Origin of the sequence: Streptomyces sp. SPB162 (assembly GCF_029504575.1) — a bacterium.
Classification (GTDB): Bacteria; Actinomycetota; Actinomycetes; order Streptomycetales; family Streptomycetaceae; genus Actinacidiphila.
Genome location: NZ_JAQFII010000001.1, coordinates 697,954 through 721,153, shown reverse-complemented (window position 1 = coordinate 721,153; position 23,200 = coordinate 697,954). Strand labels below are relative to the sequence as shown.

22 protein-coding genes and 3 pseudogenes are annotated in these 23,200 nt (G+C 70.8%); 17 read left to right on the top strand and 8 right to left on the bottom strand.

All coding sequences use genetic code 11. From position 1 onward, the window contains the following. Positions 1-37: 37 nt before the first annotated feature. Positions 38-1,285, bottom strand: coding sequence for an IS701 family transposase (locus M2266_RS03375; protein ID WP_277436749.1), 1,248 nt, complete (start codon positions 1,283-1,285; stop codon positions 38-40). A gap of 313 nt (positions 1,286-1,598) precedes the next feature. Between M2266_RS03375 and M2266_RS03370 the strand changes: the two are divergent. Together M2266_RS03370 and M2266_RS03365 are read left to right on the top strand one after the other, a co-directional pair. Continuing rightward, positions 1,599-2,150, top strand: a pseudogene (locus tag M2266_RS03370) (transposase); the annotation flags it as partial. A 281-nt stretch (positions 2,151-2,431) separates the two neighbouring features. Further along, on the top strand, positions 2,432-3,130 hold the full coding sequence (locus M2266_RS03365) for an SDR family oxidoreductase (RefSeq protein WP_277436748.1): 699 nt from the start codon (positions 2,432-2,434) through the stop codon (positions 3,128-3,130). Here M2266_RS03365 and M2266_RS03360 read toward each other — a convergent pair. Continuing rightward, positions 3,099-3,476 carry a hypothetical protein gene (locus M2266_RS03360; RefSeq protein ID WP_277436747.1) on the bottom strand — a complete coding sequence of 126 codons (378 nt, stop codon included), beginning with the start codon at positions 3,474-3,476 and terminating at the stop codon, positions 3,099-3,101. The two genes, M2266_RS03365 and M2266_RS03360, sit on opposite strands and share 32 nt — an antisense overlap. Before the next feature lie 546 nt (positions 3,477-4,022). Between M2266_RS03360 and M2266_RS03355 the strand changes: the two are divergent. From M2266_RS03355 to M2266_RS03320, 8 genes and pseudogenes are all read left to right on the top strand, one after another. After that, positions 4,023-4,361 (top strand): annotated as a pseudogene (locus tag M2266_RS03355) (hypothetical protein); the annotation flags it as partial. 1 nt (position 4,362) lies between these two features. Continuing rightward, positions 4,363-4,926, top strand: coding sequence for a hypothetical protein (locus M2266_RS03350; protein ID WP_277436746.1), 564 nt, complete (start codon positions 4,363-4,365; stop codon positions 4,924-4,926). Between the two features lie 48 nt (positions 4,927-4,974). Next, positions 4,975-5,304, top strand: a pseudogene (locus tag M2266_RS03345) (STAS domain-containing protein); the annotation flags it as partial. Between the two features lie 159 nt (positions 5,305-5,463). Next, positions 5,464-5,805 carry an STAS domain-containing protein gene (locus tag M2266_RS03340; RefSeq protein ID WP_277441053.1) on the top strand — a complete coding sequence of 114 codons (342 nt, stop codon included), beginning with the start codon at positions 5,464-5,466 and terminating at the stop codon, positions 5,803-5,805. Between the two features lie 111 nt (positions 5,806-5,916). Then, on the top strand, positions 5,917-6,750 hold the full coding sequence (locus tag M2266_RS03335; protein ID WP_277436745.1) for an STAS domain-containing protein: 834 nt from the start codon (positions 5,917-5,919) through the stop codon (positions 6,748-6,750). Positions 6,751-6,844: 94 nt separating this feature from the next. Then, positions 6,845-9,241, top strand: coding sequence for a hypothetical protein (locus M2266_RS03330; RefSeq protein ID WP_277436744.1), 2,397 nt, complete (start codon positions 6,845-6,847; stop codon positions 9,239-9,241). Between the two features lie 126 nt (positions 9,242-9,367). Then, entirely contained in the window at positions 9,368-9,982 is a 615-nt protein-coding gene (locus tag M2266_RS03325) for a flavin reductase family protein (protein WP_277441052.1), read from the top strand. Positions 9,983-10,102: 120 nt separating this feature from the next. Further along, positions 10,103-11,287, top strand: a complete 1,185-nt coding sequence (locus tag M2266_RS03320) for a CapA family protein (protein ID WP_277436743.1) — start codon at positions 10,103-10,105, stop codon at positions 11,285-11,287. Positions 11,288-11,313: 26 nt separating this feature from the next. Here the strand turns inward: M2266_RS03320 and M2266_RS03315 are convergent, their stop codons facing one another. Further along, positions 11,314-12,057, bottom strand: coding sequence for an alpha/beta hydrolase (locus M2266_RS03315; protein ID WP_277436742.1), 744 nt, complete (start codon positions 12,055-12,057; stop codon positions 11,314-11,316). Between the two features lie 623 nt (positions 12,058-12,680). Here M2266_RS03315 and M2266_RS03310 point away from each other — a divergent pair. The 3 genes from M2266_RS03310 to M2266_RS03300 all read left to right on the top strand — a co-directional run bounded on the left by M2266_RS03310 (position 12,681) and on the right by M2266_RS03300 (position 15,260). Next, the gene (locus M2266_RS03310) at positions 12,681-13,181 is read left to right on the top strand and encodes a hypothetical protein (RefSeq protein WP_277436741.1); all 501 of its coding nucleotides are present in this window, start codon (positions 12,681-12,683) and stop codon (positions 13,179-13,181) included. 85 nt (positions 13,182-13,266) lie between these two features. Beyond that, on the top strand, positions 13,267-13,881 hold the full coding sequence (locus tag M2266_RS03305; protein ID WP_277436740.1) for a helix-turn-helix domain-containing protein: 615 nt from the start codon (positions 13,267-13,269) through the stop codon (positions 13,879-13,881). Positions 13,882-13,964: 83 nt separating this feature from the next. After that, positions 13,965-15,260 (top strand): MFS transporter, encoded by a 1,296-nt coding sequence (locus M2266_RS03300; RefSeq protein ID WP_277441051.1) that lies wholly within the window; start codon positions 13,965-13,967, stop codon positions 15,258-15,260. Between the two features lie 64 nt (positions 15,261-15,324). On the opposite strand, the gene M2266_RS03295 is transcribed toward M2266_RS03300, so the two are convergent. After that, complete coding sequence (locus tag M2266_RS03295) at positions 15,325-16,110, bottom strand: hypothetical protein (RefSeq protein WP_277436739.1); 786 nt, start codon at positions 16,108-16,110, stop codon at positions 15,325-15,327. Positions 16,111-16,292: 182 nt separating this feature from the next. Beyond that, positions 16,293-16,451, bottom strand: coding sequence for a hypothetical protein (locus M2266_RS03290; RefSeq protein ID WP_277436738.1), 159 nt, complete (start codon positions 16,449-16,451; stop codon positions 16,293-16,295). 590 nt (positions 16,452-17,041) lie between these two features. Between M2266_RS03290 and M2266_RS03285 the strand changes: the two genes are divergently transcribed. Next, positions 17,042-17,827 (top strand): pentapeptide repeat-containing protein, encoded by a 786-nt coding sequence (locus M2266_RS03285; protein ID WP_277436737.1) that lies wholly within the window; start codon positions 17,042-17,044, stop codon positions 17,825-17,827. 104 nt (positions 17,828-17,931) lie between these two features. Here the strand turns inward: M2266_RS03285 and M2266_RS03280 are convergent, their stop codons facing one another. Together M2266_RS03280 and M2266_RS03275 are read right to left on the bottom strand one after the other, a co-directional pair. Continuing rightward, positions 17,932-18,090, bottom strand: a complete 159-nt coding sequence (locus M2266_RS03280) for a hypothetical protein (protein ID WP_269276199.1) — start codon at positions 18,088-18,090, stop codon at positions 17,932-17,934. A gap of 246 nt (positions 18,091-18,336) precedes the next feature. Next, positions 18,337-19,044: a TVP38/TMEM64 family protein gene (locus M2266_RS03275; RefSeq protein WP_277436736.1), complete on the bottom strand. Its 708-nt coding sequence runs from the start codon at positions 19,042-19,044 to the stop codon at positions 18,337-18,339. A gap of 419 nt (positions 19,045-19,463) precedes the next feature. Here M2266_RS03275 and M2266_RS03270 point away from each other — a divergent pair, with 419 nt between their 5' ends. Then, a complete protein-coding gene (locus M2266_RS03270) occupies positions 19,464-20,144 on the top strand; it encodes a DUF6082 family protein (protein WP_277436735.1) in 681 nt (226 codons plus the stop codon). A gap of 50 nt (positions 20,145-20,194) precedes the next feature. On the opposite strand, the gene M2266_RS03265 is transcribed toward M2266_RS03270, so the two are convergent. Beyond that, positions 20,195-20,350 (bottom strand): hypothetical protein, encoded by a 156-nt coding sequence (locus M2266_RS03265; protein ID WP_346780863.1) that lies wholly within the window; start codon positions 20,348-20,350, stop codon positions 20,195-20,197. 615 nt (positions 20,351-20,965) lie between these two features. On the opposite strand from M2266_RS03265, the gene tuf reads away from it, so the two are divergent. Together tuf and M2266_RS03255 are read left to right on the top strand one after the other, a co-directional pair. After that, the gene (gene tuf, locus M2266_RS03260) at positions 20,966-22,138 is read left to right on the top strand and encodes an elongation factor Tu (protein ID WP_277436733.1); all 1,173 of its coding nucleotides are present in this window, start codon (positions 20,966-20,968) and stop codon (positions 22,136-22,138) included. 168 nt (positions 22,139-22,306) lie between these two features. Further along, the gene (locus M2266_RS03255; protein WP_277436732.1) at positions 22,307-23,149 is read left to right on the top strand and encodes a patatin-like phospholipase family protein; all 843 of its coding nucleotides are present in this window, start codon (positions 22,307-22,309) and stop codon (positions 23,147-23,149) included. Positions 23,150-23,200 lie beyond the last annotated feature (51 nt).

Here is a 23,200-nt window from a genome sequence, read left to right as displayed (position 1 = left end):
ATGGTGTGGGCGGAGGGCCGCAGCAGCGGTCCGGGGATCAGCCGGTGGCCTCGCCCTCGGCCGTGGTCCGCGCTTTTCCCGGATGGGGCTCCTGTCCGGCGTCGCTCTCTGGTTCTGGTTCGGGGACGGCGGCGCGTTGGACGGCGAGGAAGGCGGTGGCGAGCATGCAGGCGGTGACGTGCCGGTGCCAGGGGGTCCACCTGCGGACCTGGTACTGGGCGAGGCCGACGAGCTGCTTGTTGATCTCGTTGTCCTCCTCGATCTGCCAGCGGCCGCCCGCTCGGGAAATGATCTCGACGACGGTGGTGCGGGCGGGCGCGTGGACCAGGAAGTAGGCGATCTCCCGGTGGAGTTGTCCGTCCTTGCCGCGCCGGTTGGGGTGGAGCGATCTACGCAGGACCATCCAGTGCGAGAAGTCCCTGGCCGGCCTCTCATCCTTGACCTCGACGGCGAAGGCGGTCCAGTCGTAGAGCCGATCGCCCTTGGCGCCGTGGCCGCACGAGCGGCGTTCCCACTGGTCACGGACGCGGGCGTAGTGGAGCAGGTCGTCGGCGCGTTTGACGGCGGGATGGCGGGGTCTGCCGGGCGGGCCGTCCAGCGGGAGATCGACCGGGACGCCCAGTACGTAGGGCACCGCCCGGGTGTGGCACCAGGCGCGCAACTGCGGATCGCGCCCGTAGCCGGAATCGGCCAGGACCCAGGTGAAGGGGACCTGGGCGGCGAGGGCGCGGTCGAGCATGGCGATGGCCAGCTCGGGCTTGGTGGCGAAGGCGGTCTCGTCGGGGATACCGGCAGCCCGGCACCGCTCCCGGTCGGACGTCCATTCCTCGGGCAGGTACAGGCGGCGATCGATAAAGGCGTGTCCGGCGGCGGTCGCGTAGGTGAGCATCACCATCGTCTGGCAGTTGCGCACGTCCCCGGTCAGCCCGCAGTGCTGGAAGGCCACCCCGACCGATTTGGTGCCCTTCTTTTGGGCCTGGGTGTCATCGATCACCAGCGAGGCGTCCGCGTCGCCCAGATGCTCCACGACGTAGTCGCGGACCTCGTCGCGCAGCTGGTCGGCGTCCCATACCGACCCGTTCAGCAGCCACTGCATCCGGTCCGCGGTCGCATGCCCGGCCCGCTCCGAGAGCGTCCAGCCGTTCTTCTTCGGCAGCTCCGCCAGCAGGCCCTCGATGAACTGCGCGAACACCACCCGCGGCTCCGGCCGGTTGAACAGGCTCTCCAACGAGCCGGTCAGCTTGGCTAGTTCGTCATGCCACTCGGCTATCAGCTCAGCCGTCACATCCAGCATCATGCCCGGTCAACGACGGCACACGGACCCCGTCACAAGATCTCCGGCTGTAGTACTAGGGGCTGTTCCGTAATCCCTGGTGGATCAGCGCGCGGCGTCAGGTGCTGTACATCGCACGGCGGGGGAGCGCTCGCATACTGGACGTATTCGGGCGTTCCGACAACAGGCGAGGTGCCGTAGCCGTCGTCGGGCGCCCGCCAGGGATTCCGGGACAGCCCTGAGGGCCTGGGCGCCGGCCGGTAGATGGGCTATGTCGCCTCGTGCGCACGCTGAATGGTCGCTCTGGCCACCGGCGGCTCCGGCTGGGCACCCCGAACGACACCCTGCGACCTACCACCGCACCCACGGCGTCTGCTACTTCCACGGCTGCTACTCGGTCGGCGACGACACCCTGTGGGGTGTCAACCGCCGCAAGAAGGGCGCCGCGAACACCCTGGCCGCCCTCAAGTCGATCCGTGCGGCCCGCTCGGACGGCGCCCCGATCTCCGTGCTCCTGGAGAACCTGTCCGCCCACAAGGGCCAGGAGATCCGGCGATGGGCGACGAAGAATCGGGTCGAGCTGTGCTTCACCCCGACGTACGCGTCCTGGGCCAAGCCGATCGAGGCCCACTTCGGGCCCTTGCGGCAGTTCACGATCGCCAACTCCAACCACCGCAACCACACCGTCCAGACCCGGACTCCGCACGCCTACCTGCGCTGGCGCAACACCAGCGCCCGCCACCCCGACGTCCTGGCCGCTCAACGCAAGGAGCGTGCTCGCATCCGCAGCGAGAGGGGCATCCGCTGGGGCGGACGCCCCCAGGTGGTGCAGATGCCGGTCCAGCAGTTCAGCAGGCCCTGGATGTGGTCCAGGTGATCACAGCCGTCACTGACACCGACAGCGTGAGCGCAGCCTGGGACCTGCGCGCCGCGCAGTCCCAACAGGGGTGCCAGCAGCGCGGGTTCGGCCCCATTCGTGCGGCATCATGGCCAGTCAGCGATGGCGTACCGGCTTAGCGGGAAGATCGCTGGGTATAGTGCAGGCGTTTCGGGGAACCGGCGACCTGAAGTCGGTCGACCTCACGCGCCACCTCGTGTTCATCGGCATCCGGGGGCCTGGCGGAGCCCCGATGACCACATCGCCAAGGAGGCCGTCCCATGGAACCCGTCACGCTGATCACCGGTGGCTCGACCGGAATCGGCGCCGCCACCGCCCGCGCCCTGCTCAAGCAGGGCCACCGCGTGGCCGTCACCGGACGTGGCGCGGGCAAGCTCGCCGCTTTCGCTGCTTCGGCCGCAGCGGGCGAGCGGCTGCTGACGATCACCGGCGACACCAGCGACGCGCACGACGTAGCCTCCGCCGTGCGCCGCGTGGTGGAGGCGTGGGGCCGACTGGACAACGTCATCGCCAATGCCGGTTTCTCACTGCCCGGCAACCTGGAGAGCCACGCCCCCGAGGACATGCGCGTCATGGTCCTCACCAACGTCCTGGGCCCGGCCCTGCTGGTGCGGGAGACCCTGCCACACCTGCGGGAGTCCAAGGGCCGGATCGTGATCATCGGTTCGGTCGCCGGGGTGCGCAACACGCCTGGCAACCTGTACTCGGTCACCAAGTGGGCCGCGCACGCACTGGCCGAGAACACCCGTCTGCTGGTCGGCAAGGACGGGGTCGGCGTGACGGTCGTCGCCCCCGGGGTGGTGGACACCCCGTTCTGGGACGAGCGCGGCGGCACCCCCGAGACGGCGCCGGTGATGACCGCCGAGCAGGTCGCGGACACGATCGTCTTCGCCGTCCATCAGCCCGCGGGCGTGGACATCAACCACATCACCATGCGGCCGACCGGACAGGTCGGCTGACGCCGCGCTCCCAACGACCGCACGCGGCAGCCATCAGTACGGCCACCGACTCGACATAGGAGTAGAAGGTTGGAGTGAGCGCGATGGCCAGGCAGGCTGCGGTGGACACGGCGGCGGCTACTGCGCCTACCGGCCACACATGCCAACGGTCGATGGCTCGGCGGGCGACCCACACGGCGAGCAGGGAGGCGACGGCTGCCGCGCTCCAGATCGCGCCGACCGGGGCGGGGGAGTGGTGGAACTGGTGGATGACCGTGATCGGGGCGGCAGCCTGCAGAACACCGAAGGCCAGGTTCGACGAGGCCAGACCACCGATCAGCCAGGCCGGCGCCGGAGTCCGGCGCACGGTCCGACATCCGATCCGCAGACTGCCGGACTTCGGACGGTGAGCTGCCGCAGCACCATCGCCCCTTGCGGTGACGGCAGCTGTCACGGCCAAGGCAGCGACCACGGCCAACGGTGCGCTCGGGTCGACCAGGAGCAACAGGCCGCCCAGAAGCGGGGTTCGTCACACCCTTGATCCAGTCGGTCAGCCGCAGGACCGGGCCGCCGGCCACCCGAAGCCCAGGGAGGTGGCACAAAGGACTCCTGGACGACGGACGGGGGACCTCGGTGGCCCGAGACCGGGCTGACACAGAGGGTCGTGAGGCCAGTAGATGTGTGCGGGTGAATGACTCCACGCCCGGTGGGTCCGTACCCGAGGACAGCGAGGCTGCCTCCTTGGCCTTGGCCCCGCCCTCCGCTCGAGGAACTCACGAAGACGAGACCTCGATCCAACGTGGGGCAGTGCGGGTGCGGGGCCAAGGTAGACCGGTACGGTCAGCGCATGTCTGGCGAACGTGGTACCGGTGGGTCGTGCTGGGTGGGAGTGGGAACAACGGGTGCCAACGAGGACGTCGGCCGCCCGCTGGTCGAAGTCCCTTTCGGGTCGGAGTGGTTCGTGAACGGTCCCTTCGACAGCACGCTTGGTTTCGGCGGCCAAGAGTCGGCGGGGGCGTCCTGCCTGCGCCGGAACAGCTCGGCGTGGACGACCGACAAAGGTGGCATCATCCTGGCCCTGCTCGCTCGGGGGGACATCGAGGGCGCCGCCGCCAACACATCCTGGGCGGGCCGGCCTTTGGGTACCGGGGACTCCTGCAAGTCCTACGGCGAGTCCATCCTCGGACAGGATCATCCGCGCCTGGTCCAGAAGGAGGCCAGGTCCGTGGTAGCGGCGGGGCTGGGCGCCTGACGTGGACGAGGCAGTGATGACGGCGCTCGTCGCCGCAGGCGCCGCGATCGGCGGCGGAGCGTTGACGGGGGTGTTCAGCCTGGCAGCCGCCAAGCGTCAGGCCGCGGCCGCCTGGGCGGCGGGGGAACGGCAGGCTGCCGCCGCCTGGGAGGCCGGACGGCAACAGGCAGCCGCCGCCTGGGACGCGGGCCAACTCCAGGCCACGGCACAGCTCGACGTGGCCCGCCGGACGCTCGCCGAACAGACGCTCGCGAACCAGCGTGCCGTTCGGCGGGGGGCATACGTGACGTTTCTGAGCCGGACCGACAGCGCGCAACTGGCCCTGTCAGCTTGGCAGAGCGCCATCGGCACGGCGGAGGAGTCGTCACGGCGGCGGGAGTACGACGCCGCGATGGGCGCGGTGGGGGAGGCGCTCAATGTCGTACATCTGGAGGGACCGGACCCCGTGACGGCGGCGGCGGAGGCGCTGTGGAGTTCCCTCGCCACCACTGCGTCCGGCAGCCAACACCGCGTGGCGCAGGAGGCGTTCCTGGATGCGGCTCGCATGGCGCTCATCCCTGTGTAGCGCGTGCCAGGTCGATAGGATCCCGAGTGCGGGAGAGGAGGGGGCCTGGTGCAGCTGAAGGTGTCGTACGAGGACCAGCGCGACGACATCACCGTCGTCCGCGTCGATGGTGAGGCCCAGGGTGACGTGCTCCTGTTCGATTCCGCACCGGAGCTGAGGCAGATGCTGGTGCAGTTGGCCGAAGAGGGGCGGCTGCTCATGGTGGTCGACCTCAGCGCGGTAACCGACATCGACGCTAGCGGCTTGCGTGTGCTGGTCGGCGGCCTGAAGCGGGTGCACTTCAAAGGGGGGTCGCTATCGTTGGTCGTCACCGGCGAACGAGTGCGCGCCGTTTTGACCAAGAGTGGACTGACCAGGGTCTTCCGTCTCCACGACACGGTGCCGAGCGCGGTCGGGAAGCTCCTTGAGGACTACGCTGACGAAAGCATCGAGCAGCGACGCGCTGCCCTTGAGGAACGGGCCCGCGAGCGGCTCGCCAGGGAATCCGCCGGTGCAGCGACCCGCGTCGTCGTGTCGGACGGTTTCACTCGTGAGCACCTGACCGAGAGCATCAGTCTGGTGACGGTTGAGGTGGAACTGGACGTCTACAGTGCGCCGTCCCTACGTGAGGCGTTGGTCGATCTGCTGGAACAGGGCCGCTTCTTCCTGGTGGTCGACCTGACCGCCGTTGAGTCCATCGACTCGACCGGGCTGGGTGTCCTCGTCGGCGCGCTCAAGCGCGTCCATGTCCACGCCGGCGCGCTGGCGCTGGTCGTGGCGTCCGACAGAGTGCGGAAGCAGTTTTGGATCACTGGATTGACCAAGGTGTTTCCCATCTTCGGCGCGGTGCACCCGGCCGTCGAGTTCCTCGGCCGGGAGGATCTCCGCGCCCATGCATGACGATGGGGCTCGCCGCCGTACCGCTCCCGCCGAGTGGGACCCCGTGCGCCTGGGAGTTCACGCTACCTCCGGGCGGAGAAGATCCGCAGAGCCAGAGATGAAGGGGGCTTGGTGCAGCTGAAGATGTCGTACGAGGAGCTGCGCGCCGACATCACTGTCGTGCGGGTCGGCAGCGACGGGCAGGGCGGCGCCGTGCTCGACGACCGCTTCGCACGGGAACTGTGCACGGCACTGGTGGAGGTGGTCGACGACGGGCGGCTGGTCCTGGTCGTCGACCTGAGCGCGGTCGACGTCGCCGACACCATGGGCTCGGCCGTGCTCGTCGCCGGCCTGCAGCGCGTGCACCTCAGAGGCGGGACCCTCGCCTTGGTCGTCACCAGCGAGCGGGTGCGCGCCGGATTGTCCAAGGTCGGCCCGTTCAGGGGCTTCCGCATTCATGACGCCGTGCCGAGCGCGGTCGCGACACTTGCCGCCGACTGCGTGCGGGAAGGCGCGGAGAAAGGCATCGAGCAGCGAAGTACGGCCCTCGAGGAACGGGCCCGCGAGCGGCGCGCAGTCGAGCAGGGCGTCGTCACATCGGGCGACCACGCGTACGAACACCTCTCCGAGGACATCACCCTGGTGAGAGTCGGGGGCGACACGTTGGATGGATTCACGGTGCCGCCCGTGCGCAAGCTGCTGGTTGACCTCGTGGTCCAGGGAAGGCTCCATGTGGTCCTGGACTTGACCGCCCTCGATCACATCAACACCTCCGGGTTGGATATGCTCATAGGTGCCCTCAAGCGGGTCCGCGCCCACGACGGCGGACTGGTGTTGGTCGTGCGGAAGGACAGTGTCCTGAAGATGTTCCGGCTGACCGGCCTGATTAAGGTGTTCCACATATTCGACACCGTGGGCCCAGCCGTCGAGCACCTCGGCAGAAATGTTCCCGAGGCGCATGTCTGACAGCGGGGGCCGAAGCCGCACCGCCGCCCAATGGAATCCCGTACGCCTGGGAGTTCATCCCGCGCCGGGCCCCGACGGAACAGTCGACCTGCCGTTGACGGAGTACCTCCCGCGCCCGCATGACGAGACCCTGCGGCAGCGGCTGGCCGGCACGGCCGCCACGAACGACGCCGCGTTCGTCCTGTTGGTGGGTCGTTCGGCGAGCGGCAAGACCCGTGCCGCCTATGAGGCGGTGGCGGCCGTCCTGCCGGACTGGCCCGTGGTGCACCCGGCGGACGCTGACGAACTGGCCGCGTGGATCGAGGCGTCGCACATCGGCCCGCGCACCGTGCTCTGGCTCGACGAGGCTCAACGCTATTTGACGGGTGCCCCGGGTGAGCGGGCCGCCAGGGCGCTGGCTCGGCTGCTCGACCAGGTCGCTCCCCTTTCCGTGGTGGGCACCATGTGGCCGGAACACCTGAGGCGACTGACGGAGAGCCGAAGGGACAGCGGGGATGAGACCCCGCACACCCACGCGTTGTTGACGGGACGCCACGCGATGATCACGGTGCCGGACACGCTGTCGGGTGATTCCTCGGCCGTGGCCGCGGCAGCGGCCCGTGACCCGCGCCTGGCCGCCGCCGTACGGGCCGCCGGGCCTGGCGACCGTGTCCTGCAGCACCTCACCGGGGGACCGGAGTTGGTCCGCCGCTGGGAGATGGGCCCCGACCAATGGTTCACCGCGCCCGAGCACGCCGTGCTGACGGCCGCCGTCGAAGCGCGCAGGCTCGGCCACGCGAGCGCCGTGCCGGCCCGTCTGCTGAGGGAGGCCGCGGCGGGGTTCATGGACTCCACAGCCCGCGCGACCGCGGGCAAGGAGTGGTTCCCGGCGGCCATCAGCGCGTTGACCACCACGGCAGGCGGTCCGGTGCCGCTGATCGCGGAACGGTACGCGCGGGACGTCGGCGACCCCGACAGCTACCGCCCGGACGACTACCTCGAGCAGCACGTACGCCGGGTCAGGGCACATCGGGCACCACCGGCCGGGTTCTGGACCGGAGCGGTCTATGCCAGGACGGCCGATGACCTCTACGCCTTAGGGTGTGCCGCCGAGCAGCGGCGTCGCTACGGCTATGCCGCCGAGCTGTACAAGAACGCCGTCGAGAAGGGTCACAGCCGGGCCCGGGCCGCCCTGGCCGTGCTGCGGGAGACCACCGACGGACGGGCCGCCGCCGAGGAGACTGCCGCCATGGACCCCCTCGCCTGGGCGACCCTTGCCGTGTCGCGGGAGGGCGCCGGAGACGACTCTGCTGCCTACGACGCTTACCGTCGTGCGGCCGAGGCAGGCGATGTGTGGGCCTGGCCGGCCATGGCCCGGATCCGGGAGGAGGCGAGGGATCCGGCCGGCGCGGATGCCGTCGCTGCCCTGGCAGCGGCTGCGGGGCATGCGGAGGCCTGGCGGACGCTCGGCCGGATGCGCGCGTCGCACGGCCCGGCGGCGGCGCAAGCGTTCGAGCAGGCGGTGAGCGTTGGCGATGGGTGGGGGCACATGGGCCTCGCGCAGGTCGCCGAACGAGCCGGCGGTCTCGTCGAGGCGGTGCAACACGCCACCCGGGCGGCCGACGCGGGCGTTACTGCGGCCTGGGCACTTCTGGTACGGCTGCAGTGGTCACTCGGTGACCATGCGTCAGCTGTGGCGGCAGCCATCGGCGGCGCGAGTTCGGGAAACCCCGAGGGTTGGTCGCTGCTGGCGCAACTGCGGAATGCAGCCGGTGACACGTCGGGGGCGGCCGCCGCTCATCGCGAGGCGGCCGCTCTGGGCGTCGGAGCGGCCTGGCGCGAACTTGCCCTGCTCGCCGATTCGGACGGTGACAGCGTGGCCGCGGAGGCGGCCGCGGCGCAAGTGGCCCGCACCGGCGACCCGGAGGCCTGGACTGCGCTGGCCGAGGCGCGCGCAGAGCGCGGCTCCGCCGCGGGCGCCGCCCACGCCGCGGCGGAGGCGGCCCGCGTGGGTGACGTGGAGGCTTGGATCAGGCTGGCTCGCCGCCGAGAGAGCGCCGGCAATTCCGAGGGAGCTGAGCTCGCCGCAGATCTGGCCGCCGACCGGGGCTCTCCCGCGGCATGGGCTGCACTGTCTCGGATGCGGGAGCGGGTGGGGGACCGGGACGGATCTCGGCGAGCGGTGCTCCGGGCCGACGCTCTCGGCGCCTCCGCCGCCTGGACCGCACTGGGCCGCGTGCGTGAGGAACGGGGCGACGCCGCCGCCGCCGAACGCGCCTACATCCGTGGCTGCACGGCCGGTGACGCGGAGGCCCACAGCATGCTCGGCGCTTTGTACCTGGAACAGGGACGGTTGCACGAGGCCTGCGCCGCCTACCGGTCGGCCGTGGACGCGGGACTCCCCCATGCCTGGGAAGGGTTGCTGTCGGCGTTGGCGGCCCAAGTGCCCCGCGCGACTTCGGCGCAGACGGTACATCGGTTGCGCACGACGGGACTGTCGGCGGATGGGTAAGCGCCGAGCCCTGCCGGAGCTGCGTCAGCGTCAGGTTGAACCGGCGCCCGACGTCGGCGCCACGTACAGTCCGCCGTGGTCACGAACACGGTGGTCCACGGCCGACTTGTGTGGATACTGGCTGGCATGCGCATCGACTTTGATCCCGCGGTCGTCGACCGGACCGCCTTCTACAAGCTCCTGACCTCGGTGGTTGTGCCTCGACCGATCGCTTGGGTGTCGACGATCAGCCCAGACGGCTTCACTGACAACCTCGCCCCGCACAGCTTCTTCACCGTGTCGTGTGTCAGTCCGCCGATCGTGCAGTTCACCTCGGTCGGGCGGAAGGACTCGTTGCGCAATATCGAGGGGACGGGGCAGTTCGTCGTGAACTTCGCTCCGGAGCATCTGTTCGAGCAGATCAATGCGACGGCTACGGACTTTCCGGCCGGAGTGAGTGAGTTCGAGGCGGTGGGTATCGCTCGGGAGCCGAGTCTGCGGGTGCGGCCGTCGCGGGTGGCGGCGTCGCCGGTGGCGTTGGAGTGCGAGATGCACAGCATGCTGCGGATGGGGGACTCGACGGTGGTGTTCGGGCGGGTCGTGCACGCGGCCGTGTCCGAGGCGGTGCTGGTCGACGGGCATCCCGAGGTGCGGAAGCTGCGGCCGTTGACGCGGTTGGGGAAGGACGAGTGGGGTGCGCTCGGGGAGGTGCTGGAGCTCTCCCGGATCCGCTACGCGGACTGGCCCGGCGCCGGTGGTTAGCCCGGATGGGCTGATCGCGTGGCCTCGCAGGGGTGACGGGGGCGGCTGGGGCCGAGGGTCTTGCGCATGGCGTGGTGTGATCGGCTGATAGTCGGATCTCCCGATCATGGAGTCGCGCCGATGCCGATCCGCACACGACACAGAGCGCTGGCCGCGGCCGCCGCCCTCGGAACCGTTGCCGTCAGTGCCTGCGGCGGTGGCGCCGGGCCGCACGCCGTACCCGCTTCGAAGAGGGAACTGGCACGCGCTGCCGCGCAGGCGCAAGGGTTCACGCTCGTCGCCTCGGGGGACGTCCTGCCCCATGCGGTGATCATCCGGCAGGCCCAGGCGGACGCCGGAGGGTCAGGCTACGACTTCCACAAGATGCTCGCGGGCGTGAAACCGGTGGTGAGCGCGGCGGACCTGGCGATCTGTCATATGGAGACGGTGTATGGCGGCAAGGACGGCCCCTTCACCGGCTATCCGACGTTCAAGTCGCCGCCGCAGGTCGCCCAGGCGCTCAAGGACACCGGCTACGACTCCTGTTCCACCGCCTCCAACCACACGCTCGACGACGGCGCGGACGGGGTGCGGCACACGCTCGACGCCATGGACGCGGTCGGGGTCCGGCACGCCGGCTCGGCCCGTACCGCCGCCGAGGCGGGCAGACCGGCGCTGCTCAAGGCGGGGGGCGCCACTGTCGCGCAGCTCGCCTACACCTATGACACCAACGGGTTCCCGCAGCCCGAAGGGCACCCGTGGGCGGTCAACCTCATCGACCCGGACCGGATCATCGCCGACGCCCGGGCCGCCCGGAAGGCGGGGGCCGATGTGGTGGTGGTGAGCCTGCACTGGGGGACCGAGTGGCAGGACGACCCGGACGAGATGCAGCTGACCGTCGGCAGGCAACTGACCGCCGCGCGGACCGGCGGGCGGGCCGACATCGATCTGATCCTCGGGACCCACGCCCATATTCCCCAGGCGTACGAGAAGGTCAACGGCACGTGGGTCGTCTACGGGATGGGCGATCAGGTCGCCGGGCAGATGTTCACCTACGACGACAAGCAGGACGCCCGCGGCAACATGGGGTCCATCGCCCGGTTCACGTTCGCTCCGCCCGCGGCGGCCGGGCAGCGGTGGAGCGTGCGGAAGGCCGAGTTCATTCCGCAGCTGATGGATCTCGGGCCGCCGAACCGCGTCGTGACCCTCAATGACGCGCTGCGTAAGAACCCGGGCCGTGCCGACTACGTCAGGGCCCGCGATCACATCCGCACCATGGTCCTGAGCCGTGGTGGGGGAGCCGCGGGGCTCACGATGGTCCCGTGACCCCAGGTCGAGTGTCGGGTGCCGAGTCAGATGCCGGGGATTCCGGCGGCGCGGGCCAACAGGCGGGCGGTGTGCGTGCCGGCGTCGACGGCGTGCGGCGCCGTACTGGGCAGGCAGCGCTGACGTTCTACGTCGTACTCGGTCATGACGACGCCCGCGTGGTCGGTCGCGAGCTCGTCGAGCCGCACCGGCCATCCGTGCTCCTCCAGGGCGTCGCGCAGTTCACGTGACTGCTCGATGTCCACCGCCGGGTCGGTCGTGCCGTGCACCAGGTGGACCGGAATGGGGGGCACCGCACCGCCGCGCCGGGAGGCGTCGTCGATCGGGACGGTTCCGGTGGTCGGCGCCCTGAGGCGGTAGCCGCCGGCGATACCCACGACGGCGCGCGGCCGCCAGCCGTCGAGCGCGGCGGGATCGAGGGCGACGCCCAGCACGGCGTTGGCGCCCAGCGACCAGCCCGCCAGGACCATCCGCTCGGGGTCCCCGCCGAAGCGGGCCGCGTTCTCGCGCGCGAACGTCACCGACTCGGCGAGCTGGGCCCGGCCGCCGTCAGGGGCGTCAGGACGCCAGTCCGGTACGAAGACGACGGCTCCGAGCCCCGCGGCACCCCGGGCGAGCGGCGCTAGCACGTCCCGTTCGTCGGGGCCGCGGCCGTGCCAGAGCAGCACCACGGGCGCCGCCGACGGCGAGGACGGGGGCCGGTGGACATCCAGGCACTGGCCGCCGGTCCCGTAGGTGATGCCGCTCGTCATCTCGATGTCCGTCGTCATGGCACAGCCCCCTGGAGCGTTGACGGCATCCGCACCCGGGCGCCGCATGATCGGCTTCTCCGGGCCCACGGTACCCGGAACCGCCGTTACCCGACTCACGTCGAAGGGGCACGCCGCCGGGGCGTCGTCATGGAGGAACCGTCATGCGCAGCCGTGCCGTTCGCGTCAGTGCAATCCTGTTAGGCGTGTCGCTCACCGTCGCGGGGTGTGGCGCCGATGGGGTGCGGACGGCGTCGGACGCCCCCGCCGGAAGGGGGGTCCTGGTGAGCGGGGACGACGCGGTGGCCGCCGGGGACGCCGGGCGTCCGAGTGGGGCCGCCGCCCGGCGGGCGGCCGAAGTGGCCAGAGCCTGGACGGGATCGGCGGCGGAACGCGTCTGGCGCGCCGGGTACAGACCGCTCGACGGGGCCGCGTGGCTTCCGCCGGACGCGTTCCACAGCGGGGGGGACAAAATCGCTTTCCTGAGGGGGCACTTCGACCTCGCCACGCGGCTCCCGGCACCAGGCCCGGACGGTCAGCAGGCGACGGTGACGTGGTCGGACGGATCGTCCTCCGGAAGACATCTGCTGACAGCACGTCACGTGTTCGACGGGTTGGTGCGGAGCAGATCCGACTGTGCAGGGGTGGACTGCGATCGGCGGCTGCGCGTGACCGCGGTCAAGGCCGGAACCCGGACACTGGCGACGAGTCGCGGGCGTGCCACCATCCCCGTCTGGGAGTTCACGATCGAGGGCTACGCCCAGCCGTTCACCTATCCCGCCATCTCTCCCGACCAACCGCCGGAAGGTCCGCAGTCGGGTCAACCCGCGTCTGGGATCGAGGGGTTGGCGGCGGGGGTGGGCTGGAACGGGATCTCCTCCGACGGTCTGGTCCTCACTACCCGGGTGGCCCACGGGTCGTGCGTCGACGTCCTGCCCGGCCAGGTGTACGAGACGGGAAACGTTGTCGTCCTCATCGGCCGCGTCGGCCCTTGGAGGCTGCCCGAGGGCTCGCTCTGCGACGCGGCCCTGCGCACGACGCCCGCGCGGTTCCGGCTGTCGCGTCCGCTCGGCGACCGGACCGTGCTCGACGTTGTGCGGGGGAATCCCCTCGCCTTGACCCCGCTTGGCGCGGCGGGGCGGTAGCCGAGCGGCCGCGGAGCCCACATAGACAGAGGTTTCTCTGCAGATAATCCTTTGCAGAGTGTTCTCTGTAGCATACGATGCCGCTATGGCCGATGACCCTGAACGCTCGTCGCACGCGTCCGCTCCAGGCACCCCCGTCCGGCACATCGACGCCCGCAGCCTGCGCGGGCTGGCGCACCCGTTGCGCATGCGGATGCTCGAACTGCTGAAGCTCGACGGGCCCGCCACCTCGACCCGTCTCGCCGAGCGGCTGGGGGAGAACACCGGCACCGTCAGCTGGCACCTGCGTCAGCTCGCCGAGCACGGCTTCATCGAGGAAGTGACCGGACGGGGCACCAAGCGCGAGCGCTGGTGGCAGGCGGTCAGGGAACGGCGCACGCTCGACAGCACGGAGTTCCGCTACGACCCGGACACCCGGGGCGCCCTCTCCGTCTATATGCACGAACTGGTCCAGCAGACGTTTTCCCGGGTCGTCGACTACCTCGCCGACGACTGGCAGGGTCCCTGGCAGGGCGTCGGCACCCTCTCCGACCGGACCGACCTGCGGATGACGCCCGCGCAACTGGAAGCGCTCGCGGCCGAGTTGCTGGCCGTCATCGACCGGCATGCCCCGGACCCCGACGCGGAACCCGGCGAGGACGCCCTGCCCGTCATCATCCAGCTCCAGTCGTTCCCCCGGAAGGAATGTGACGGCGCGTGAGTACGAACACGGGCCACGGTCCGGGCGAAGGCGCGCTCCACGACGACGGAGTTCCCGCGGATGACCCGCGTCCGGGTGACGGCATAGGCTCGGACGACCGCGTACGCCCGGACGTCGGCCTACGCGGCGGGCTGCTGCGCCGGCACCGGGACTTCCGGTTGCTGTGGTGCGGTGAGACGGCGGGCAAGTTCGGCGCGTCCGTCACCGGGGTGACGATGCCCTTGGCGGCCGTCGGCGCGCTGCACGCCACCACCTTCCAGGTCGGCCTGCTGGCGGCTGCTACTTGGCTGCCGTGGCTGATCATCGGGCTTCCCGTCGGCGTCTGGGTCGACCGGTTGCGCCGCCGTCCGATCATGCTGATCGCGGCGGGCGTCTCGCTCCTGCTCTACGTCAGCGTCCCGGTCGCCGCGTGGGCCGGTGTGCTGAGCGTCGGCCTGTTGCTCGTGATCGCCCTCCTGACGGGTACGGCCCTGGTCTTCTTCCAGACTGCCTACACGGCCTACCTCCCCAGCATCCTCGCCCCGGCCGACCAGCCCGAAGGCAACGCCAAACTGCACGGCAGCGCATCGGCCGCGCAGATCGTGGGGCTCGGATCCGGCGGGCTGATCGCCCAGTTGGCGGGCGCGGTCGACGGGATGTTCGCCAACGCCGCCACGTTCCTCGTCTCGCTGCTCTGTCTGTCGGGCATCCGGCACCGTGAACCCCGCACCGCGCGAGCCGAACGTCCGCCCAGGGCACTGGTGAAGGAGGTCGGCGAAGGGCTTCGGCTGGCCACCCGCGATCCCTGGATCCGCACCCTGACGCTCTTCGGCGCGACGTCGAACCTCGCGCTGATGGGGTTCCAGTCGATCCTGGTCGTCTTCCTGGTGCGGGAGGTCGGGGTGGGCGCCGGTACGGTCGGCGCGCTGATCGCGGCCGCCGGAAGCGGCGGGGTCGCCGGCGCCTTCGCCGCCCGCAGGGTCGCCGCCCGGGTCGGGACGGCGCGCGCCACGCTCCTGTTCGAGCTCGGCTTCGCGGTGTTCGCCCTGCTCATCCCGCTCACCGTCGGCGGCGCGGGAATGCTGCTCTACGTGGCGGGCGGCTTCTGCGTGTCCGTCGGAGTGGTGGCGGGCAATGTCCTCAAGGCGAGCTTCCAGCAGAGCTACTGCCCACCGGAGCTGCTCGGCCGTCTGACCGCCAGCACGTCGTTCATCAACTTCGGCACGATCCCGCTCGGGGCGCTGCTCGGCGGCACGTTGGGTACCGTGCTCGGCCTGCGCGCCGCCATGTGGATCACGACGGCGGGTGTGCCGCTCGCCGCTCTGATCCTGGTCTTCTCGCCGGTACGCCGCGCCCGTGACCTGCCGACGTCCCCGCTGTCCGCCATCGGGTCTCCGTGACACCGTCATCGAGCCGCCGGCCCACCGGCCCACCGGCCCGCCGGACGCGTCCCACGAGCGCCTGTCAGTACGTCAGGACCGCCCACCCCAGAGCGCCGACGACGGCCGCCGTGTAGCAGCCGGCTGAAGCGACCACCGCCCGGTACCGGGCCTGCGCGCTCCACGTCGTGAACGTCAACAGCCGGGCGAGCACGGGGAGGACCAGGATGGCGTGCAGGCTGATGCCGTGCAGGGGCTTGACGGAGGCGGTGCTGCGGTAACCGGCGGCCTGGTGGCCGGTGCGGGTCAGGATGACTCCGCGGGCGATCATCGCCGCCCCCGACAGGAGTCCGACGAGCAGGATGGCGAAACCCGCGCGCAGCGCGAGCGGCATACCGGTCGGGCCCTCGGGCCGCCGGGTGAACGAGATGACGGCGAACGCGGAGAGGATCACCACGAGCAGCGCGCCACCGACGGCGAGCGACATCGACACCAGGGTGTTGACGGGCGACTCCATGTTGAAGTGCGACGGCACCCGGCGCCACGCCTGGAGCGTGATGCCGGCGACCTCCACTACGCAGTCAGCCGCGAACACGGTGAGCAGCACGGCGCGGGTGCGCGTGCCCATCCGCAGGTACGACGTCACCCAGGCGACCGCGATCAGCGTCAGACCGAAGGAGAGCCCGAACGTGAAGGGCTTGCGCCAGGAGACCGGCCCCTCCCACGGACCCCCGTCCACGGCGAAGACTCCCAGGTGCACCAGGCCCGAGACGACGAGAGCGGCGCCGGTCGCGTAGGAGAGCCGTTCGCTGCTCCGGGCGGCGCGCCATATCTCACGTCCACGGAGACGGCGTCTGTTGTCGGTTTGCATGCCCCAAGATTCCCCGGCGGGCGTCCGGGAGTCGTCGTCCGGCCGGAGGCAGCCGAACTACGCCCGGGGGAGTAGGCGCACGCCGGACGCTCGGCGCGCGCGGCTGCCCGCCGCATACCCGGTGGATACCCGGCAGAGAATGGCCGGGGACGTGTGGGAGAGGGACCGGTGGTACGCGGCGCTTATGCGGCGCTCGCGCGTTCGGCGCGGCGGGCCGCCAGATAGGCGTCCCGGAGGCGGGCGAGTTCCTTGAGTTCGGCGGGTGTCCAGGATCGGTCGCCGTGCGCCTGGACATAGGCGCGCAGTCGATCATTCGCATGGGTCGAGTGTGTGCCGCGCATGCGACAAGACTATGGGCCCCGTGCGGCAATCGGAATCCAGCTTTCAGAAACGGCATATGCGACATCGGGGCGGCACGGCATTACGGGTCTGCTCGCAACCCCCGTGCGCCGACGGGAGATCGAAGCAGGGTGTTCGATATCGGCGAGGCTCTCATCTGCGATTCCTGGTATTCGCCGGATTGGTGCGCTCACCTCTGGAGCGTGAAAGCGGAACTCAATAGTTCGAATAGTCGGCGCATTGGAGTTCATGTGTTCTATTCGGCGTCAAGGTCAAGGCGGCGCGGCAGCGCCGCCTTTCCATTCCCCGGCCGGGCGACGGCTGGGCGACGGCCGGGCGCCGGGCGGCCCCGGAGCGTGGCAGTCCGCGTGCGGGGTTCGATAAAGTGTGAGGTGAGAGTGCCGGACCCAGCCATGCCCTGATGTGCCGGCGGACCCCGGGCGGCACGGTTGCTTCGTACAGGAGACCGAGCACGTTGGCTGAGAACCGCGCACGTACCCGCGCACGCGCAAGTGCACCGGCCGAGCCGCAGGCCGGTTCAGGTTGCGAAAGTGGCCCCGAAAGTGGCTCTGCGGGTGGCTCCGGAGGCGCCTTGCGGGCCGACTGCGGCAACTGCTTCGCGCTGTGCTGCGTCGTGCCGGCGTTCTCCGCCTCGGTGGACTTCGCGATCGACAAGAACGCGGGTCAGGCCTGTCCGAACCTGCAGCGGGACTCCCGCTGCGGCATCCACACCCGCCTCAGGGACAAGGGCTTTCGCGGCTGCACCGTCTACGACTGCTTCGGCGCCGGGCAGCAGGTCTCGCAGGTCACGTTCGGCGGCCAGGACTGGCGGCAGGCGCCGCGAACGGCGCAGCAGATGTTCCGGGTCTTCCCGGTCATGCGGGACCTGCACGAACTGCTCTGGTACCTGACCGAGGCGCTGACGCTGCGGCCGGCCCGTCCGCTGCACGTCGAACTCGAGGCCGCGCTGCGGGAGACCGAACGCCTCACCCGGTACAACCCCGAGCTCCTCATGGAACTCGACGTGCCGGCGCACCGGAGTGAGGTCAACGCCCTGCTACTGCGGGCCAGTGAGCTCGTACGCGCCGAGGTGCGGGGGAAGAAGAAGGACCGGAGGGGAGCCGACCTCATCGGTGCCCGGCTCAGGGACGCCGACCTGCGGGGCGCGAACCTGCGCGGGGCGTATCTCATCGGGGCGGATCTGGCGGGCGCCGATCTGCGGATGGCCGACGTGATCGGCGCGGACTTCCGGGACGCCGATCTGCGCGGCGCCGACCTCACCGGGACCGTCTTCCTCATCCAGTCGCAACTGGACGCGGCACGCGGGGATGCCGCGACGAAACTGCCGCCCGCGCTCCACCACCCGGAGCGCTGGTAGCGGCGGAAGCAGAAGCCGCCCGCACCGATGTGCGGTGCGGGCGGCGTGACGGTCGTCGGGTGCGGGCGGCCGGTGAACGGCGGGCCCGGCGGGAAGGTCAGCCGCTACGCGGCTTTCCGGTAATGGGCGCGCTGCGCTGCCAGGAACGCGGACCGCAGACGTTCGAGCTCGGCGAGCTCGGCCGGGGTCCAGGCACGGGAACCGTGCGCGTGAAGGTAGGCGCGGAGGGCGTCGTTCGCCTCGGCCACGGGTGTTGCTTGCATACCCGACAGGCTACGGGTTGCCGGTCGCGCTGACGACCAATGCGGGCGAAACGGCGTGTGCGAAGGGTCACGCTGCGGAAGGTGAGCCGGTCGGAGCCGCGCCCGGCCTCCGTCCTGCCGCAGCCCTGAGTGGGCGGCCCGGCGCGGACCGGGCGGCCCGGCGCGGACCGGGCGGCTCCGGTCACTCGAACGCGGCGCCCCCGGCGTCCACCACACCGGCCGTCACCAGCGAGCGGCGTGGAAACGTCAGCCGGACGACGGGGAGTTCCGGGTGCGGCGGGCCCGGGCGGCGACCAGGACGGCTCCGAGGCCGGTCGCGGCGATGAACCCCATGGCCAGCAGGAAGGCCGGTGAGGTCGGCGACGACGCGCGGCTGCCCGCGATGACGTACGCCGCCGTGTTGGGGATGCTGCCGATCGCGGTGGCCAGCAGGAACGGGCCCAGGCGCATGTGCGAGACGGCCGCGGAGTAGTTGGCCGCGGCGAAGGGCACGCCGGGAAAGAGCCGGATCGCGAGCATGCTGCGGAAGCCGTGCCGGCTCAACTGCCGGTCCACCGAGGTGATCAGGCGCCCGCGCAGCAGGGGCCTGAGCGCGGCGCGGCCCAGGAGTCGGCCGAGACAGAAGGACAGCCCGGCGCCCAGAACGGTGCCGGCCAGCGCGGAGACCAGCCCGCCCTGCGTCCCGAACAGCGCGCCGGCCGCCACGTTGAGCAGCGGGCGGGGCACGAAGGCGAACGCGCACACCCCGTACGCGGCGCCGAAGAGCGCCAGGGCGGCGGCGCCCGACAGTTGGGGCCAGCCGTCCATGATCAGGTGCTGCGGCTGCCAGAGCAGGACGGCCGTCGCCGCGCCCATGAGCAGCGCGACCAGCAGGGCCAGCCGGGCCCACGGCGAGCGCAACGCACGGGTGCACCGTACGGCGTGGCCGGTTGACGTCGGGAGGCGGTCGAGCATCAGGCGAGCCTAACCGAGGCGTGCGAACAACCGGAGCGGGCGGGGTCCGCACCCTCCCCGTCGCCGGCATCGTGCGGCCCGCGACGGAGGGACCACGGGCACCCCGGTCGTCAGGCGAGCGGCCGGTCCTCCAAAGCGGGGGCGCACGGCGGTCGCACGGGGGCGTGGTGCGGATCGGGGCTACTGGCGGGTACAGCTCATGCGACCGCGTATCCGGCCCTGGCCCGAACCGGGATGAACGCTCTCGGCACACAACGATGCGGGAGCCCCACAGGCCGCACCCACACCCACGCCGCCGTGACGGCACGGATGCTGTGGAGGAGCGGCGTCCGCATCTCCTTCTGGGGCACGGCACCCGGCGGATCGATACTGCGTGCAGGGAATCTGCCATCCACTGGCATTCCGGGGGTGAGAAATCGGTGGACACTCGTGCCAAGCAGGTGGCTCTTGCCGTGGTCGCCACAATGGTGGCCTGTTGTTCGTGCGTCGTGCTCAGCCTGCTGCTCGTTCACATTCCGTGGCTGCAGAGCGAGAACAGCAGTAACGCGGGCCAGGCGCTCGGTGCCGCCTCGGCGGTGAGTTCGACCGCGGTGCTCGTCTACATGGCCGGTGCCATCCGTGTACAGCATCGCGAGGTGGAGTTGCACCGCGAGGCGCTGCGGACCCAGCAGGACGCCCTGCAGGAGCAGTGTCAGGTCAGTGGGCGGGCCAACGGCGAGCTGCACCGCACCTCGGAAGCGTTGATGCGCGGTCTGCACATGTCGCTGCACCGGATGGCGATGGACGATCCCGATCTGGCGGCCACCTGGCCGTCGTACAGTTCCGACGGATCAGATCTGCGGAACAAGCAGTACCTGTACATGAACCAGGTCCTTTCCCTGCACCTGCTCGCCTACGAGACCGGTTACGCCACCGCGCACATCGAAGGATCCTTCCAGCATCTGTTCGCCAGTCGGCTCTGGCGGGAGTTCTGGGAGAGCCTGCGCGTCTCGCGGGCCCAGGAGATTCCGCCGGGCACGGCCGAGGCGGAATTCTCCGAGATAGTCGAGCGCGCGTACGTCGCCGCGCTCACCACGACTCCGCTGCGCCGGAACGGATGACACCGAGGGTGAGCGGCCGCTGCCACCCACCCTCGTTCGGCGTCCGTCCGCTACTTCTCCGGAATGTCCCGACGAGCCCTGACGAGAACATCGCGCGGGATCACTACGACGTGTTCGTCGGGTCCCACGCCCGCGTCGTCGGGCAGTAGACCGCGAAGCCGGTCGGTCATCGCCTCCCCGATGACGGCGAAGTCGCCGGTGCTCAATTCGAAGACATCCGGGCAGTTGGTCTCGTTCAGGCATCCCCGAACCCGTGGCGAATCGCCCAAGCGCCGTACAACGTTCACTGCGTGACCACTCCGACTCCAATTGGTATGAGCATGACATGTTGCTGATCGTGGCTGTCGCGCGGGTCGCGGTGATGGGCGACGACCGGTTCGCGCACGGGGTGGTGCGGGGCAACCGGGTGGAGGCAGACCGGAATCCGTGAGCCAGGCGGTGGCCTGCGCTCCCGGAGCCCGGCGCGCGATGGTGCAAGCTACCGCATGATTACCGTGAGTTGCCAAGCGATCATGAGGTCGACGCGCCCGATCGGGAAAACCGCAACCCGGTGGGCGAAAACCGTTGGACCGCGAATGTCGTGTGACGGATCATCAACGGCATGAACCGGTATGCCTTCGCAGATACGTCCGCAGTCGCGGACGCGCTGGAGGCTGCCCTCGCTTCGTTCCTCGACGGCGCCCGAAGCTGACCCTCCCCGGACATTCCGGCGGACCCCGCAGGGGGAGGGTCGGTACGGCCCAGGGGGTCCCCGTGTTCTTGTGCGCGATCACCACACCGTGGTGCGTTGCGCGGAATTCCGAGGAAGAAGCGAAACACCCATGTCCAAGACGGCATACGTACGCACCAAGCCGCACCTCAACATCGGCACGATGGGCCACGTCGACCACGGCAAGACGACGCTGACCGCCGCGATCACCAAGGTGCTCGCGGAGCGGGGGACCGGCACCTTCGTCCCGTTCGACCGGATCGACCGGGCGCCGGAGGAGGCCGCCCGCGGGATCACGATCACCATCTCGCACGTCGAGTACGAGACCGCCACCCGGCACTACGCGCACGTGGACATGCCGGGCCATGCCGACTACGTGAAGAACATGATCACCGGAGCGGCCCAGCTCGACGGGGCGATCCTGGTGGTCTCGGCGCTCGACGGCGTGATGCCGCAGACCGCCGAGCACGTGCTGCTCGCCCGCCAGGTGGGCGTCGAGCACATCGTCGTGGCCCTCAACAAGGCCGACGCCGGCGACCCCGAGCTGACCGACCTCGTCGAGCTGGAGGTGCGCGAGCTGCTCAGTGCGCACGGGTACCCGGGGGAGTCGGCCGCGGTGGTGCGGGTGTCGGGGCTGCGTGCGCTGGAGGGCGACCCGCGCTGGACCGCGGCGGTCGGGGAGTTGCTGGACGCCGTCGACAGCCACGTGCCGATGCCGGTGCGCTACCTCGACGCCCCCTTCCTGCTCTCGGTGGAGAACGTACTGACCATCACCGGGCGCGGGACGGTCGTCACGGGCGCCGTCGAGCGCGGGACGGTACGGGTCGGTGACCGGGTCGAGGTCCTCGGTGCGGACACGGCCTCGGTCGTGACCGGTCTGGAGACCTTCGGCAAGCCGATGGAGTCCGCGCAGGCGGGCGACAACGTGGCGCTGCTGCTGCGCGGGGTGCAGCGGGACGTCGTGCGGCGCGGGCACATCGTGGCGGCGCCCGGCAGCGTGACGCAGAGCACCCGGTTCACCGCCCGGGTGTACGTGGTGCCGGCCGCCGAGGGCGGTCGCCGCACCCCGGTCTCCACCGGCTACCGGCCGCAGTTCTACATCCGCACCGCGGACGTGGTCGGGGACGTGGACCTCGGCGCGGCCGCGATGGCGCTGCCGGGTGACACCGCCGAGATGACGGTGGAGCTGGGCAGGCCCGTACCGCTCGAGGTCGGGCTCGGCTTCGCGATCCGCGAGGGCGGCCGGACGGTCGGAGCGGGGACCGTCACCGCCGTCGACGCCTGACCGGCGACGATCGACCGTCGTCCGGATCCGTGTCCCCCGCACCACTGGGTGCGGGGGACACGGCCCGTCGTCTGTTCGTCGCGCGGCACACGCGGCACACTGCTCCTCAACTGTTCCCGTGTTCCCGGAGCCGCCCGAGCCGCGGCCCGTGGCGAGAGGACCCTGGGCATGAAGGGCACAGCGCTGGTACTGGGCGGCGGCGGACTGACCGGCATCGGATGGGAGATCGGCATGATCGCCGGTCTCGCGGAGGCCGGGGTGGACCTCGGCACGGCCGATCTGGTCGTCGGCACCTCCGCGGGGGCCATCGTCGGGGCGCAGCTCACCTCCGGGCGGCTGGGGGTCGAGGAGCTGTACGAGCGCCAGCTCATCGACCCGAGCGGGGAGACCGTCGCCCGTCTCAGCGGCCGGCTCATCTCCCGGTACGTCTGGGCGGCGGCCCGCTCGCACGACGTGCAGACCTATCTGCTGCGCATGGGCCACATCGCGCGGACCGCGCGCACCGCACCCGAGGCGGAACGGCGCGCCGCCATGGCCGGGCGGCTGGTCTCGCACGACTGGCCGGAACAGCGGTTGCTGGTCACCGCGGTGGACGCGGAGAACGGCGAGTTCACCGTCTTCGACAGAGCCGCGGGCGTCGGCGTCGTCGACGCGGTGAGCGCGAGTTGCGCCGTGCCCGGCGTCTGGCCGCCGATCACCGCCGGAGGGCGGCGCTGGATCGACGGCGGCGTGCGGTCCTGCGCCAACGCCGACCTCGCGGAGGGCTACGAGCGGGTGGTGGTCCTCGCGCCGATCGCCCGGGGCGGCGGTCCGGTCCCGGCACCCCGGACGCAAGCCGCCGCGCTGACGGCGGCCGGTGCGCAGGTGGCGCTGATCACCCCGAACCGGGCGTCACGGACCGCGTTCGGGCGCAACGTGCTCGATCCGACGCGGCGGGCCGGCTCCGCGCGGGCCGGCCGCGCCCAGAGCGCCGTGCACGCCGAGCAGGTCCGCAACGTGTGGTGCGGCTGACCCGTCCGGTTCGAGTCGGTGCCCGCACGGCTTCCGGCTTGGGACAATGGC